Annotated in this window: 10 protein-coding genes; 7 read left to right on the forward strand and 3 right to left on the reverse strand. The window is 71.5% G+C overall.

What is annotated here, in order from left to right:
• Nucleotides 1-210 precede the first annotated feature (210 nt).
• Nucleotides 211-1,749, forward strand: a complete 1,539-nt coding sequence (locus tag AB0F81_RS31240; protein ID WP_360203011.1) for a glycosyltransferase 87 family protein — start codon at nucleotides 211-213, stop codon at nucleotides 1,747-1,749.
• Between the two features lie 171 nt (nucleotides 1,750-1,920).
• Here the strand turns inward: AB0F81_RS31240 and AB0F81_RS31245 are convergent, their stop codons facing one another.
• Together AB0F81_RS31245 and AB0F81_RS31250 are read right to left on the reverse strand one after the other, a co-directional pair.
• The gene (locus AB0F81_RS31245) at nucleotides 1,921-3,936 is read right to left on the reverse strand and encodes a hypothetical protein (protein WP_360203012.1); all 2,016 of its coding nucleotides are present in this window, start codon (nucleotides 3,934-3,936) and stop codon (nucleotides 1,921-1,923) included.
• 1,293 nt (nucleotides 3,937-5,229) lie between these two features.
• Entirely contained in the window at nucleotides 5,230-6,006 is a 777-nt protein-coding gene (locus AB0F81_RS31250; protein ID WP_360203014.1) for a deoxyribonuclease IV, read from the reverse strand.
• A gap of 173 nt (nucleotides 6,007-6,179) precedes the next feature.
• Between AB0F81_RS31250 and AB0F81_RS31255 the strand changes: the two genes are divergently transcribed.
• From AB0F81_RS31255 to rplI, 5 genes are all read left to right on the forward strand, one after another.
• Nucleotides 6,180-7,190: a hypothetical protein gene (locus AB0F81_RS31255; protein WP_360203015.1), complete on the forward strand. Its 1,011-nt coding sequence runs from the start codon at nucleotides 6,180-6,182 to the stop codon at nucleotides 7,188-7,190.
• A gap of 309 nt (nucleotides 7,191-7,499) precedes the next feature.
• Entirely contained in the window at nucleotides 7,500-7,790 is a 291-nt protein-coding gene (gene rpsF / locus AB0F81_RS31260) for a 30S ribosomal protein S6 (protein WP_014448192.1), read from the forward strand.
• A 65-nt stretch (nucleotides 7,791-7,855) separates the two neighbouring features.
• Nucleotides 7,856-8,419 carry a single-stranded DNA-binding protein gene (locus AB0F81_RS31265; RefSeq protein WP_360203017.1) on the forward strand — a complete coding sequence of 188 codons (564 nt, stop codon included), beginning with the start codon at nucleotides 7,856-7,858 and terminating at the stop codon, nucleotides 8,417-8,419.
• A gap of 37 nt (nucleotides 8,420-8,456) precedes the next feature.
• A complete protein-coding gene (rpsR, locus tag AB0F81_RS31270) occupies nucleotides 8,457-8,696 on the forward strand; it encodes a 30S ribosomal protein S18 (protein ID WP_007073789.1) in 240 nt (79 codons plus the stop codon).
• A 14-nt stretch (nucleotides 8,697-8,710) separates the two neighbouring features.
• Entirely contained in the window at nucleotides 8,711-9,160 is a 450-nt protein-coding gene (gene rplI / locus AB0F81_RS31275) for a 50S ribosomal protein L9 (protein WP_360203021.1), read from the forward strand.
• Nucleotides 9,161-9,264: 104 nt separating this feature from the next.
• On the opposite strand, the gene AB0F81_RS31280 is transcribed toward rplI, so the two are convergent.
• Entirely contained in the window at nucleotides 9,265-12,774 is a 3,510-nt protein-coding gene (locus AB0F81_RS31280) for a hypothetical protein (RefSeq protein WP_360203022.1), read from the reverse strand.
• A 388-nt stretch (nucleotides 12,775-13,162) separates the two neighbouring features.
• On the opposite strand from AB0F81_RS31280, the gene dnaB reads away from it, so the two are divergent.
• Nucleotides 13,163-14,596 (forward strand): replicative DNA helicase, encoded by a 1,434-nt coding sequence (dnaB, locus tag AB0F81_RS31285; protein ID WP_360203024.1) that lies wholly within the window; start codon nucleotides 13,163-13,165, stop codon nucleotides 14,594-14,596.
• Nucleotides 14,597-14,692: the final 96 nt, after the last annotated feature.

Raw genomic sequence — 14,692 nt, forward strand, 5'->3', positions numbered from 1 at the left:
CTCACCACCCCTGGCGCCCCCCGACAACCCGGGGGGGGCTAAACCCAACCCCCCAAACGCCCCCGCGCCCGTCCCGCGGGCCCCCGCGCCGGGGCCCCCCCACCCCGCCGGGGGGGCCCCCCGCCGTTTCTTTTCACTGTCCTGTGAAGATCGGTGTGGTAGCGCGGCCAGTCCCCGATCGGAGCGCCGGATGCGGCATGATGCCAAGTCATGAGCGTGCAACCGTCCACCGACCGGCCTGACGTCTCGAGAGCGACCTCGGACGGATTCGTGCGGGGGCTGTCCCAGTTCATCGGTGGACCGCTCGGCTCGCACGCCGTGCCGCCGGAGAAACGGCCCGGCCGGTTCTGGACCGTGCCGCGGATCGTGCTGGCGATGACGTGCCTGGTGCTGGCGCTCTCCTGGGTGCAGAAGTCACCCTGCATGGACGGGAACTGGCAGAAGAACTTCCAGTACACGCGGTACTGCTACACCGACGTGCTGGCGCTCTATTACGCCGAGGGCATCAACGAGGGCAAGGTGCCCTACGTTGACCACCCGGTCGAATACCCGGTGGTCACCGGATACTTCATGGGCGCGCTCGGGTTGCCGGTGCACTCGTACGGCGAGAGCCACCCCGACATCAACCAGGGCACCTGGTTCTACAACGCCAACGCGCTGGTGCTCTCGCTCTTCGCGATCGCCACCGTGGCGGTCATCCTCGCCCTGCGGCGCCGCCGGCCGTGGGATGCGGCGATCTTCGCGCTGTCGCCGATCGTGCTGTTCACCGCCACCGTCAACTGGGACTTCCTGGCGATCGGGCTCGCCGCGATCGGCCTCTACGTGTGGGTCAAGCGGAAGCCGGTGTGGGCGGGCATCTTCTTCGGGCTGGGCGCCGCCGCGAAACTGTGGCCGGTCTTCATCCTCGGGCCGATCCTGGTTCTGGCCCTGCGCACCGGGCGGCTGCGGCCATGGATCAGCTCGTTCCTGGCGACCGCGATCACCTGGGCGGCGGTGAACTTCCCGGTCTTCTACTGGCATCACGAGAGCTGGCTGCGGTTCTTCCGGCTCAACTCGGAGCGGCCGATCGACTGGGGCACGTTCTGGTACATCGGGCGGTATCTGGACGGGAAGTGGAACACCGGGGCGGGTGGCGACCAGGGGCCGTTCCAGTGGCTGAGCAACAACATTCCGACGCTCAACAATCTTTCGTACGCGTTGTTCGGCGTTGCCTGCCTGGCGATCCTGCTGCTCGGTCTTCTCGCGCCGCGCCGGCCTCGGCTGTCGCAGCTGGCGTTCCTGGTGGTCGCTGCGTTCCTGCTCTTCAGCAAGGTGTGGTCGCAGCAGTACGTGCTCTGGCTGCTGCCGTTGATCGTGCTGGCCCGGCCCAAGTGGGGGGCGATCATCGCGTGGACGATCGCCGAGGTGGGTTATCTGGCGGCCTTCTACGCCGAGCTGATCGGCGCGGGCGGCAAGACGGTCATCCCGGAGGGCACGTTCGTGCTGGCCTCGACGGCGCGGTTCGTCACGGTGGCGGTGCTGTGCGGGCTGGTGATCCGGGAGATCTGGCGGCCGGAGCTGGATGTGGTGCGGCAGTCCTACGACGGGGTCGACCCGGATGCGGGGCCGCTCGACGGTCCCGATGTCGGGTGGGTGAGCGGTTTGCGCCGGGCCTTCGGTGTCGGGCGGTCCAAGGAGGCCCCGGTCGAGGCGCCCTCCGACCCACCGCCCGGCGCCGTCGCGGCGCCCGGAGGGGTCGTCAAGGGCTGAGTCACCTGCCTGCTGCGCTGAGACGGCACAACCTGCCGCCTTGGCTGACCGGCCGGCCCACATGGCCGACCGGATTCGGGTCCGCAGCGCCGCAGTCCAGCGTGGCTGACCGGGTCCGGATCTGCGGCGCCGCAGGTCCGAGGGCCGCCCGGGGCCGGGTTTTCGGAGGTGTCAGCCCGCCGCCTGGACCACTCCCGGTGTGGTCGGGGTCGGCGGCTGCTGGCCCAGCCCCGGGGTGGTGGTGCCGAGCGTCGGCTGGCCTGGCGTGGTTCCGCCGGGCAGGGGCTGCTGCTGGCCCGGGTTCGTTCCGGGCGCAGGCGGCTGTTGGCCGGGGTTGATTCCGGGCGCGGGCTGCTGGCCGGGGTTTGTCCCGGGCGGGCCCAGGCTCGTTCCCGGGGACGGTTGCTGGCTCGGGTTAGTCCCCGGGCCGTTCGACGGTGGCTCGGCCGTAGCCGCGCGGCTCAGCTTGAACACCACCGCGTCCGGCAGGTCCTGCCGCTCGATGCCGAGCGTCTCCACCGGCAGGTCGCGGGCGCGTTCCCACTGGGTGCCCGCCACCTCGTCACGCAGCAGCAGCACCGTGGAGATCCCGATCGACCGCAGGTATTGGATGCTCGCCGCGTCCGGGAACGTGGCGACCCGGGTCCGCAACTCGTTCTGCCGGGCACCGGCGAAGGTGCCGCCACCGTTGGCCATCGACTCGAACCGGGACGTGGACCAGAGCTGCACCATCTGATCGGAGATCTCGGCGGTCGGCAGCACCAGCATCGGGCCGGTGACCGTCCGCATCGCGGCCGGCTGTGCGGGCACGACCGGGTGCGCGGTAGCGTTCCAGCCTTCCAGCCCCACCAGGACGAGCGGGGTGAGCATGGCCGTGCGCATCCACGGGCCGGGCCACGGTGGCACACGCTGAGCCGCCAGGTGCTCGGCACGGCGGACGAAGTCGTCGACCGCACCGGCCGCCAGTATGGCCAGGATCAGCGTCACCCAGAGCATCATCCGGCCGGGGATACGCAGGTCGAACGAGGCGGGGAAGCTGCCGAGCAGCGGCAGATAGGTCCAGCGCCCGCCGAAGAAGTTGGTGCCGAGGGTGAGCACCACCGCGACGGTCAGACCCAGGAACAGCAGGATCCGGTGCCGCAGCCGCCAGATCGAGAAGACGAGACCGGCCAGAGCCAGCGCGTACAGCACGAAGCCCGGCAGCAGGGACATCTCGGCCGCCCAGCCGAGGGTGGACCGCGGAACGACGTGCGAGGCGCCCCAGACGCGCGACTCCGCCGGGCCGATCAGCAGGCCGCGCAGCGGTGGCGAGAAGAAGCGGATCTCCTCCAGCCGTGCTCCCACGTCCGGAACCAGCGCGTAGGGCACCGCGATCAGCAGCCCGACCCCGGCGAAGATCGAAGCGCCGAGGGTGTCCGTCGCCACGAGCCGCCAGCCCAGCAGCGAATCATGCTTGCCGCGCAGGAAGCGGTGCAGGGAGGTCTTGCCGTTGTGCCGGGTGCCGTGGATGACCGAGGCCACCAGCAGAACGAGCAGGATCATCGCCAGCACATAGGCGAACGGCATGCCGAGGGAGAACCCGAGACTGATCTGCCAGGTCGCGACTGCCCAGCCCGCGGCGGCCCAGCCGACGTGCCGGCGTTCCGGCCGGAACCCGTAGCGCATCGACCAGCCGTGGCCCCGGGCCAGCATGGCCAGGGCGAGGGGGATGCCACCCGCCGAGATGACGTCGAGGTGCCCCTCCTGGGCCAGCCGCCACGGCGCGTAGGCGAACGCGACCCCCGCCACGGCGGCCCCGATCGGCCGGGCGCCGAGCTGGCGCACCAGGGCGTAGGCGCCGATCGCCAGCAGGGCGTGGGCGGCGACGAAGAGGATATTGTACCGCAGCACCGCAGCCGTCGGTCCGTCGCCGATCATGGCGAACGGGGCATAACCCAGCAGGCTGTCGCCGAAGCCGAAGCTCAGCGCCACCGGGTAGTAGGCGTTGGAGTGCCACAGCCGGATCGGATCGGTGACGAGGATGTGCCCGGCCCACGCGACCTGCCAAGCCTGCCGGGCGGGGTCGGCGAGGTCCTGCGGAAGCGTGTGCAGCGGATAGCGGAGCGTCGGCCAGGTCATCAGTACCGCGAGCAGCGACCCGGCATAGATGACCAGCGCATACTCGTGAACGAGCGACCGGCGCACCACCCGCGTCGCCCGCCGGAAACGCCCAGGCGGTTGCTCCGGAATCGCCGCGAACGCAGTCCACGGATCCGGCGGCGCGCCAGCCGGCCGGGTGTTGGGCAGCTTTTTCCGCTGCCGCGGAACAGCCTTCGCGGACCCCTTGCCCCCACCAGCCGTCTGCTGTGGAACCTCACCCGCCGCGCCTGCCGCCGCCGGCTCCGTCGTCGTGGCGCCTGCCGTTCCCGCGCTTGCTGCTCCTGCGCCTGCTGTCCCTGCGCCTGCGGCCGCAGCGCTTGCTGCTCCTGCGCCTGGTGCCGCCGTGGCTACGCTCGCCGCAGCCGTGCCTGCTGTTCCCGCGCCTGCGGCCGCCATGCTTGCTGCTCGTGCGCCCGCCGCTTCCGGGCCTGTCTCGCCCTTACCGGTCCTCGCGCCCGGGTCCGCTTTCGCACCGGCCGTCTGATCAGTGCCGGCTTCACGAGGACGCGAGGCACGCCTCCCGCCGAAGATCCCCAACCACCGCCGCGGCTTGGACGAGCCGGTCTCGCTCGCGGCCTTCCCGCCGTCACCCGCGGGATTATCAGCCCGACCGCCATCAGCCGCCCCGCCGGCGGCAGCCGCGCTTAACCTCGCGGCGATCGCCTGCTCAGATAAGCCTGTCTTGCCACCCAGGCCCCGTCCGCCGGAACCAGCCATGCCGCCCGCCGTCTGACTGCCAGACCTGGCCATGCGGTCCTGGGTTTGGCCGCCGGAGCCGACTATGCCGCCCGCCATTTGGCTGCCGGAGTTTGCCATGCCGCCCGGCGTTTGGCCGCCGAGGCGAGCGATGCCGCTCTGCGTCTGGTCGCCCGAGCCGGCCTTGCCGCTCTGCGTCTGGTCACCCGAGCCGGCCTTGCCGCTCTGGGTTTGGCCTCCGGGGCCAGCCATGCCACCTGACGCCTCGCCACCCGAGCCGACCTTGCCGCCCGCTTCCGCCGCACTCGCCCCTGTCACACCAGGCCCTGCCGCAGGACCGCCCGACGTCGCAGAGGCACTCGCGCCCGCCTCACCGCCCCCCACCGGATCAGCCGCCCCCGCGGAGCCACCACCAGCCTCACCGGCGGCACCCGCCAGACCAGCCACCCCGCCACCATCGGTGGCGCCGCGCTGCACGGCAACACCACCACCCGCAGCCTCATCGACCGCGCCGGGCGACCTGCCCCCCTGACGACCCGGAACCCCAGTCGCCGGCGCAGGCGAGCTAGACCCGTCCTCCCCCGCACCCACCGCGGGCGAGATCGGTTTCGGCTGCTCGGTCATGGCCCTCCCGTGCCGCTCACGTCAGCTGCCCGCCCGCTCCCGCAGAAGGGCGATGTCGGCGGTCTGGCCTTCCACGCCGCCGGGGGTCTCCACAATGGCCGGAGCTCCGGAGGCTCGGATCGCGGCGACCACCAACTCCGGGTCGATCTTCCCATTCCCGAGGTTGTCGTGCCGGTCCTGGCCGGAGTCGAACGCACCCTTGGAATCATTGGCATGAATCAGGTCGATCCGCCCGGTGATCGACTTGACCCGGTCGACGACGCCGACCAGGTCCTCGCCGCCGGCGAAGGCGTGGCACGTGTCCAGGCAGAACCCGGCGCCGTAGGGCCCCACCGCCTCCCAGAGCCGGGCCAGCGCGTCGAACCGCCGGGCACACGCGTTGTCGCCGCCCGCCGTGTTCTCGATCAGCACCGGCAGGGGCAGACCGCCGTCGCTCTCCGCGTACTCAAAGGCTTTTTTCCAATTTGCGAAGCCGGCGGCGAGGTCGGCGCCCGCGCCGACGTGCCCGCCGTGCACGATGAGGCCTTTCGCGCCGAGCTCGGCGGCCGCCTTGGCGTGCGCCATCAGCAGCTTGCGGCTCGGAATGCGGATGCGGTTGTTGAGCGTCGCGACATTGATGATGTATGGCGCGTGGATGTAGATGTCCACCTCGGACGCCCGCAGCCGCTCGGCGTCCTCGCGCGGTTTGGGCGACTTGTACCCCTGTGGGTCGGTGAGGAAGAACTGCACCGCCTCCGCGCCGCGGGCTGCGGCCTCGGCGAGCGGGTCGGCGGAATCGACATGGGCTCCGATGCGCATGGGACGAGCCTACGACGCGGGTACGACGCTTTCCCCGCGCGTCACCGTGCTCCGCCGCTCCTCGTTACCTCTTCCGGCGAGGCATTCACGAGGGTGGAGATCACCTGCCACGGGCCTCGCCGACCACGCTTGACGGACGCCGGCGTGACCGGCGGAGGACTAGGGGATGGTGCATGTCGCGGCAGTTCCGATACCGGGTGGCGGCGCTGATGCTGAGCGGGTTGATCTTCGGCGCGCCGCTGCTCACGAACGGGACGGCGAGCGCCGAGCAGATCGACGAGGGCGGCCGCCGGGTGAGTTTCGACGGCGGCGTGCTCGGTCTCGCCTGCGAGTCCCGCCCGAACGTGGAGTCCCTGACCGTCCCGGCCGAGACCGTGGTCACGGTGCTCAACCGGACCGGTCACGACGCCCGGCTCCGGCTCGGCGGCACGCCGAAGGGCACCGTTCCGGACAACGGTTCGGCCGAGGTCGTGTTCCGGCGCGGCACCACGTCGGTGCTGCTGACGCCGGACTGCGCGGACGGCGGTGACGCGGTGCCGGTGCTGGTCACGGCGGCTTCGCCGGACCCGTCCGCGAAGCCGGATCCGATGCCCGCCCCGGGTGGTGGGAGCGCCTCCACGATGATGTCGAAGCCGGCCGGTTCCGGGTCGCCGGCGGGGTCGCGGGCCGGCTCGGCGCTGCCCGACTCGGTCTCTCCGGCGCAGCGCCCGGCGCGCGCCACCACGCAGTCCACCCGGCGGGCGGCCGAGTCCCGGCCGGCTTCCACGACGCGGGCCGCGACCGATGCGACGCAGGCTATGCCGCAGGGCGGCGCCAGCCCGCGCCTCAAGATCAAAACCGTGCGGGGTACGGGGGGAATCGGCGAGCCGGCGTTCGCAGGCATGCCCCCGGGTGACCGGCGGACGCTCCTGCCCGTGACGACGGCTTCCCCCGCCGCCGCCTCCGTTCCCGCGGCGCCCAGCGCCCAGGCGGTGGAGCCGACCGCCGAGGGTACCCCGATCCCGCCGGCCGTCGCCTCGGCCGGCGGCACGCTCGCCGAGCCGATCGCCGCGGTCGGGCCGATCCGGGAGGGCCGCCCGATCGGCCTGCTCGGCCTGACCGCCCTGATCTGCGTCCTTGGCGTCTCAACCGCCGCGATTCGGGCAATCGTGTCGCAACGTGCATCTCGTACAAACATCGCGTAAGCTCCTGCGTGAAGGCTCCGCGGGGCGGACGCGTCCAACCTCATCGGTGTGGTCGTTCCTCCCCAGGTCCCACCCAACGAATCGGACCGGACGCCCCGCGGCTCTTCTCCCGACGACCTCGTCCCCGGACGGGGTCGTCGTTTTTGGGCCCAGCGCCCGACCTGGGTATGCTGGCTCGGTTCGCAGTGTGTTCGCCGTGGGCGCCTTCGCTCTTCATGGGCACTGTCCACGGCTTTCTTCTGCGTTCGACACAAGACCTCCTGCCACGGAGAGACCGTGGCCGCATAGCCCACAGGAGGTGAGAACGTCTTGCGTCATTACGAACTCATGGTGATCCTCGACCCTTCGCTCGAGGAGCGCACCGTGGCCCCGTCGCTCGATCAGTACCTGAACGTGATCAGGACCGCGGGTGGCTCGGTGGAGAAGCTCGACGTCTGGGGCCGTCGCCGGCTCTCGTTCGAGATCAACAAGAAGGCTGAGGGCATCTACGCGGTCGTCGACCTGCAGGCGACGCCCGAGGCCGTGGCCGAGCTGGACCGTCAGCTCCGGCTCAACGAGTCCATCCTGCGTACCAAGGTCATCCGTCCCGAGACCCGCTGAGGCGTTTTTGTCAGAGGGTCCTGAGACCCTTTGCCTCTACGACTGAAGCGGCGAGGAGAAGTTTCATGGCAGGAGAAACCACCATCACGGTCATCGGCAACCTGACCGATGACCCCGTGCTGCGCTTCACCCCGTCGGGTGCCGCGGTTGCCAATTTCCGCATCGCTTCCACGCCGCGGACCTTGGACCGTCAGTCCGGCGAGTGGAAAGACGGCGAGCCACTCTTCCTCGCGTGCAACATCTGGCGTGACGCCGCCGAGCATGTCGCCGAGTCGCTGCAGCGCGGCGCTCGGGTGATCGTGCAGGGCCGGCTGCGCCAGCGGTCTTACGAGACCAAAGAGGGAGAGAAGCGCACCGTCATCGAGCTCGAGGTCGACGAGATCGGCCCGTCCCTGCGCTACGCCACGGCGAAGGTGCAGAAGATGAGCCGCTCCGGCGGCGGAGGGGGTGGCTTCGGCGCCTCCGGTGGTGGCGGCAACCGGCAGTTCAGTGGCGGCGGCAACCGGGGCGGCGGCAACAGCGGCGGCTTCGACGACGACCCCTGGGCCTCGGCTGCACCGGCCTCCAGCGGCAACCGCTCCGGCGGTGGCGGCGGCAACTCCTCGTTCGACGACGAGCCTCCCTTCTAAGCCCTTCGGGCTTTCTTGAGTTCAGGAGTTAAGAGCAATGGCTAAGGCTGCGGCGCTTCGCAAGCCGAAGAAGAAGGTGAACCCGCTCGACAAGGACGGGATCACCTACATCGACTACAAGGACACCGCGCTCCTGCGGAAGTTCATCTCCGACCGCGGCAAGATCCGTGCCCGCCGCGTCACCGGTGTGACCTCCCAGCAGCAGCGGCAGATCGCCCGCGCGGTCAAGAACGCCCGCGAGATGGCGCTCCTGCCGTACACGGCTACGGCGCGCTGAGAGGGGGCACCGAGATGAAGATCATCCTCACGCAGGAAGTGTCGGGCCTCGGCACCCCCGGCGACATCGTCGAGGTGAAGAACGGCTACGGCCGTAACTACCTGCTCCCGCAGGGCTTCGCGATCCAGTGGACCAAGGGCGCCGAGAAGCAGGTCGTGGTCATCAAGCGGGCCCGCGAGGCTCGCGAGATCCGTGACCTGGGTCAGGCCAACGAGGTCAAGGGCCAGCTCGCCGGCCTCAAGGTCACGCTGTCGGCGCGTTCCGGCAACGGCGGCCGCCTGTTCGGCTCGATCACCCCGGCCGAGATCGTCGACGCGGTCAAGGCCGCCGGCGGCCCGGCGCTGGACCGTCGTCGTCTCGAGCTCCCCGGTCACATCAAGACCACGGGCTCGTACAACGTTCAGGTCAAGCTGCACCCCGAGGTGACCGCCACGTTCCCGGTGAACGTGGTCGCCGCCAAGTAACAAAGCCACACCACAACGGCGCGCCAGGTCTTCCTGGCGCGCCGTTGCGCATTACCCAGCGCCGCCGCGCGTTGTCGCGGCGCCCGGAGCTGGGCGGATGCCGGTTAGCTGAGGCTGTTGCCGGTGATGGCGGAACTCAGCACGGTCGCCAGCCCACCACCCACCACCGCGGCCGCCAGACCCACGCTGGCCGACTTCCAGGCGCTGGTGGCCCAGCGCAGGCAGAGGGCGACCAGCATGCTCAGCGCCAGCGAGACACCGAACTCGGGCGCGGCGTCGGCCAGCGTGTCCAGGGCGTGGGTGCGCTGCCCGCTGTTCAGCAGGAACATGCCCGCGACGAAGAGGATGACGGGCACGCCGTACCAGACGACGGTGTAACCGACCGCGGCCAGCGGACCGCCGGTGGACTGCTCGTCCTCTTCGTCGTCGTCGGGGTCGAGAAGGTCGGTGCCGCGGCCGGCGACCAGCCCGCTGCCCACCGGGCGCCGCTCGTAGGAGCCGGTGCCCTGGAAAGCGCCGGTCGTGCGGCGCGGCGGCCAGGAGGTGTCCTCTTCCTCCGGCGCGTCAGCCGGGGCCTCCGGCACGCGGGAGATGACCGAGGTGGCACTCAGCGCCAGGTTCGACGGTCCGGCCACGGTTGCTGAGCCGCTTGGCCGAAAGGGCGGAAAGTCCGACGTGTCGTAACGGCGGGACTCACCCTCGGCTAGGGCGCTGTCCCGGGAAAGCTCCTGGCGCCAGTCGGTCTCACCGTCCTGCCCGGCGCCGTCGCGATACTGGGCGCCGCGGCGGGCGGCGCGTTCGGTGCTCAGCCAGTCGGTCGCCCCGCGGGCCTGGCCGTAGCCAGCCCCGGCAGGCGGATCGTCGCGGTCGTCGTACCCGTTCGGGCTCTCGGTCGCGCCGTAGGCGGGCGCACTGGCCCGGCGCGGCTGGCTGAGCGGGTCAGGCCACTGGGTGGCGCCCTGCCCACCGTAGGGCTGCTGCTCCGACCATGCCTGGGGCCGGCGCGGCTCCTGCCAGGAGGGACCGGCGGGCTCGCGCGGCGGCTCCGGCCGGGCCGAACCGCCGGCGGGCAGCTCACGCAGGGATCCGAAGCCGGTCCGGCGGGGTTCCGGTTCCGGCTGAGCCCACGACGGAGCGCCCGCGGGCAGTTCCCGAGGCGGGTAGGGCTGGCGGCCGGTGTCGGGCCACTGCGAGCCGCCGGCCGGCAGCGCGCGAGCGGCACCGTTCGGCCGACGGGGCTCCTGCTCGGCCCAGGACGGCTCACCGGCGGGAACTCCCCGGGGCGGGCCCTGATCACGGTACGGCGGGCGACCACCCTGCTCGCCCCAGGACGTCGACGGGTCGCCGGAGGGCAGCTGCTGCCGGGGCGGATAGGGCTGACGGCGCTCCTGATCGCCCCACGACGTCTCCCGGGAGGGCTCCGCCCAGGACGGGCCGCCGGACGGCTGACGGGGCTCCTGAGCGCCCCACGACGGTCCGCCTGGCGGCAGCTCACGAGGCGGGTATCCCTCGCGTCCGCCGGGCGGCAACTCGCGCGGCGTGCCGAAACCCTGGCGCGGCGGCAGGGGACCCTGCCGCCAGCTCTCCGTCGGGTACTCCTCGGGCTCGGCGTTCTGCCGCCGCGACTGACGGCTCGGCCGCAGGTCAGCGGTGGGCTGCCAGGGCTCCGGGGCGGGCTGATCGGGGGCACGGCGGCGGCCGCCACCACCGGTGGGCGGCTCGGCGGCGCCGTAGCTCTCGTCCCGGTGCCGACGGCCCCGCTCCTGATCGAAGGCGCCCGGAACGCTCGGCGCCGCAGCCCCGCTCCACGGTGTGCTGCCGGGCATGGAGCTGCGCGGCCGGGTGCTCGGGACGCCGATGCGGGCGTCGGACGGGCTGCCGCTGGCCGGCCAGGCAGCCTCCGCGGCGGACCCACCGGGAACACCGCTCGCCGGCAGCGGGCCACCGGGCACGCCACCGCTCGGCGGGTCGGGACGCCGGCCACGGCGCGGCGGGGCGCTCTCCTCGCCGTCCTCCTTCATCGCCTCGCGGCGGGCGGCCTCGGCGCGCCAGGCCAGCACGCGCGGGTCGTCCTCGGCGCGGCTCCACTGGCCGGTGTCCGGGTCGCGGGTCCAGTTGCTGGTGTCGGGTTCCGCCTCCCACGACGCGGTGTCCTCGCGCCAGTCGGAGGCGTTCGCGTTGTAGCGGGCCGGGCGTCCGCGCCGGGGCCGGGAACGGTCCGGGGAGCCGGCGTCCGGGGACGGGGGCGGCGTCTCGGCGGGGCTTCCGGGGTACGCCGAGGGGACGGCACTGGTCGGTTCCCCGTACGGAATCCGGGTTGTGCCGCGCCGGGATGTCTCGTCCCGGCGGCTGCGTCGCCCGCCTGGCTGCTCGTAGCCCTCGGCCCGCGCGCCCCAGGTGGGCTGCGGTGGGTCGGCGTAGAGCTGGATGTTGCCGGTGTCGGTGTGCCGGGCCCAGTTGTCCCCGGAGTCGGCCTCGGTGGACCAGCCCGTGCCCCCGGAGGGGGTGGCGTCGGTCTCCGGCGCGCGGCGCCGGCCGCGCCGTGGCGGCCGCTCCGCATAGCTCGACTCGCGCTGCCAGGCGGCCCGGTCGTCCTCGCGGACCAGGTGCCGGGCGTCCTCCACCGGGGAGGTCTGCCAGCCCGGCGCATCGGTGCGCTCCCAGCGGGCCAGGCCGGTGGTGTTCTCACCGGGTGGCTGCTGGTCGGCGCCGCGGTTCCACGGCTCGGTGGAGCGCTGCCAGGAAGGCGCCGGCGCGGACGGCTGCTGCCAGGACGGGGTCGTGGTCTCCGACCAGGTCTGCTCGACCGGCCGGGTGGCCCGGCCCGGATCCTCGGATCGCCGCCAGGAGGGCACGTCCTCGGCCTCGCGGCGCTGCCAGGACGGAGCCGGGCTCGCCGGCTGCTGCCACGCCGGGGTCTGCGCGGACGGGATCTGCGCCGGCGGGGTCTGCGCCGACGGCTGCTGCCAGGAGGGCGTCGGAGCCGAGGACTGCTGCCAGGACGGCGTCTGCGCCGACGGTTGCTGCCACGAGGGAGTCTGACTCGACGACTGCTGCCACGAGGGCGTCTGACTCGACGGCTGCTGCCAGGACGGGGTCGCGGAGGAGACGTCGTTGGTGGCGGGGTCCGTCTCCGGCGTCGGCCAGGCGGTGCCGGTGATCGCCGGCTTTTCCCTCTCCGGGGTGAACTCGTCCTGGCTGCGCCACGCCTCGGTGGTGGAGCGCCAGACGTGCGAACCGGTCGAGGAACGCCACTCGGTGGTCTGCCGCCAGCGGGCGCCGGTGGCCCGCCACTCGGCGGTCTGGGTGCGCCAGCCGACCCCGTCGGCCGGGAACGTGGGGCGCCCCGTGGAGGCGACCTCGGACCACCGGTTGGCCGGCTCGATCGCCTGGCTGCCGCCGTTGTAGGGCTCGACCTCGGCCTGCTGAGCCCATGCGTCAGCGCGACGCTGCCAGGTCAGCGCCTCCTCACTGGGCGCCAGGCTGCCGGTGTCGGCGAGCGAGGCCCATCGCGGCTCCGGCTCGGCGACCTCCGGCTCCCGGGTGGGCCAAGCCTCCGCAGCGCGCCGGTCGCGCGACATGCGGGCGCCGTAGTCCCACTCCCGTTGGTCCACGTGAAAAGGGTGACGTGCGCGCGACGGAACCGCAACGCCTCAGCGCGACGGCTTGCTCACGCCCGAGGGTATTTCCCCTGATCCAGAACCTTTTCTGCCTCCACAGGTGGGGACGGTAAAAGTCCTGCTGAGGGCGGTAGCCGGGGCGCTGTCCCCAGAAGTTGTCCACATGGTGTGCACAGGCTGAGGGCAGATGTCCACAGGTTGTCCCGAGACTCGTCCACCGCGGTAGTTGGGCAGGTGGCGACCCGATTCGTACAGTGGTCCAGCCTCGAACACGCACTTTGATCCGAGAGTTCTTCTGAACCAGGGGCCCGGATCAGCCGAAAGTGTCGTACCCGAGTTGTTCGATCGTGATGGCGGCCATGGCCGACGGAGGGAGTCCGGGGTGTCGATCACCGATGACGCGCGACCGGAGTCCCGGCCGCCGTCGCAGGAGCCCCGCAAGGGCCCAGGCGGCGGTGGCGGTAACGGTGGTGGCGGTGGCGGTGGGGGCTTCGACAAGGCCCCGCCGCAGGACGTCGCGGCTGAGCAGGGCGTGCTCGGCGGCATGCTGCTCTCCAAGGACGCGATCGCCGATGTGGTCGAGATCCTCAAGACCACCGACTTCTACCGGCCGGTGCACGCCACGATCTTCGACACCATCCTCGACCTCTACGGTCGCGGCGAGCCCGCCGACGCGCTGACCGTCGCCGCCGCGCTCGCCGACACCGGTGACCTGCAGCGCATCGGCGGCGTGCCCTACCTGCACACGCTCATCGAGAGCGTCCCCACCGCCGCCAACGCCTCCTACTACGCGCGGATCGTCTCCGAGCGGGCCATCCTGCGACGCCTCGTCGAGGCCGGCACGAAGATCGTCCAGCTGGGTTACGGCACCGGCGGCAACGGCGGCCGTGACGTCGACGACATCGTCGACCTGGCCCAGCAGGCGATCTACGACGTCACCGAGAAACGGGTCAGCGAGGACTTCGCCGCCCTCGGCGACATGCTCCAGCCGACCCTCGACGAGATCGAGGCGGTCGGCGCCGCCGGCGGCGTGATGACCGGTGTGCCTACCGGCTTCGTCGACCTCGACCGCCTGCTCAACGGCCTGCACGCCGGCCAGCTGATCATCGTGGCCGGCCGCCCCGGTCTCGGTAAGTCGACGGTGAGCATGGACTTCGCCCGCAACGCGGCCATCCAGAGCGGTTGCGCGAGCGCCATCTTCTCGCTCGAAATGAGCAAGATCGAGATGGTCATGCGGTTGCTCTCCGCCGAAGCGCGGGTGCCGCTGCACACCCTCCGATCCGGCCAGCTCTCCGACGACGACTGGACGAAACTGGCCCGCCGGATGGGCGAGATCAGCCAGGCGCCGATCTTCGTCGACGACACACCCAACATGAACCTGATGGAGATCCGGGCCAAGGCCCGGCGCCTCAAGCAGCGCCACAACCTGCGCCTGCTGGTCATCGACTATCTCCAGCTGATGTCCTCGCCGAAAAAGACCGAGAGCCGTCAGCAGGAGGTCTCCGAGCTGTCCCGTGGCCTGAAACTGCTGGCCAAGGAGATCGAGTGCCCGGTGATCGCGGTCAGTCAGCTGAACCGTGGCCCCGAGCAGCGAACCGACAAGCGCCCCCAGCTCTCCGACCTCCGTGAAAGTGGATCGATCGAGCAGGACGCCGACGTCGTTATCCTGCTGCACCGCGACGACTACTACGACAAGGAGTCCCCGCGCGCCGGCGAGGCCGACTTCATCGTCGCCAAACACCGAAACGGCCCCACCGACACGGTGACGGTGGCAGCCCAGCTGCACCTGTCCCGGTTCGTCGACATGGCCATCTAGATGTGATGTCCGGGGACGTTGGTCGAGCAAGTGTGACCACTCGATCTGACGATCGGCAACGGATCTTGTGAACAGATGAAGGCCTCCAACGGTGCA

The sequence above is a fragment of the Actinoplanes sp. NPDC024001 genome (assembly GCF_040638955.1).
Taxonomy (GTDB): domain Bacteria; phylum Actinomycetota; class Actinomycetes; order Mycobacteriales; family Micromonosporaceae; genus Actinoplanes.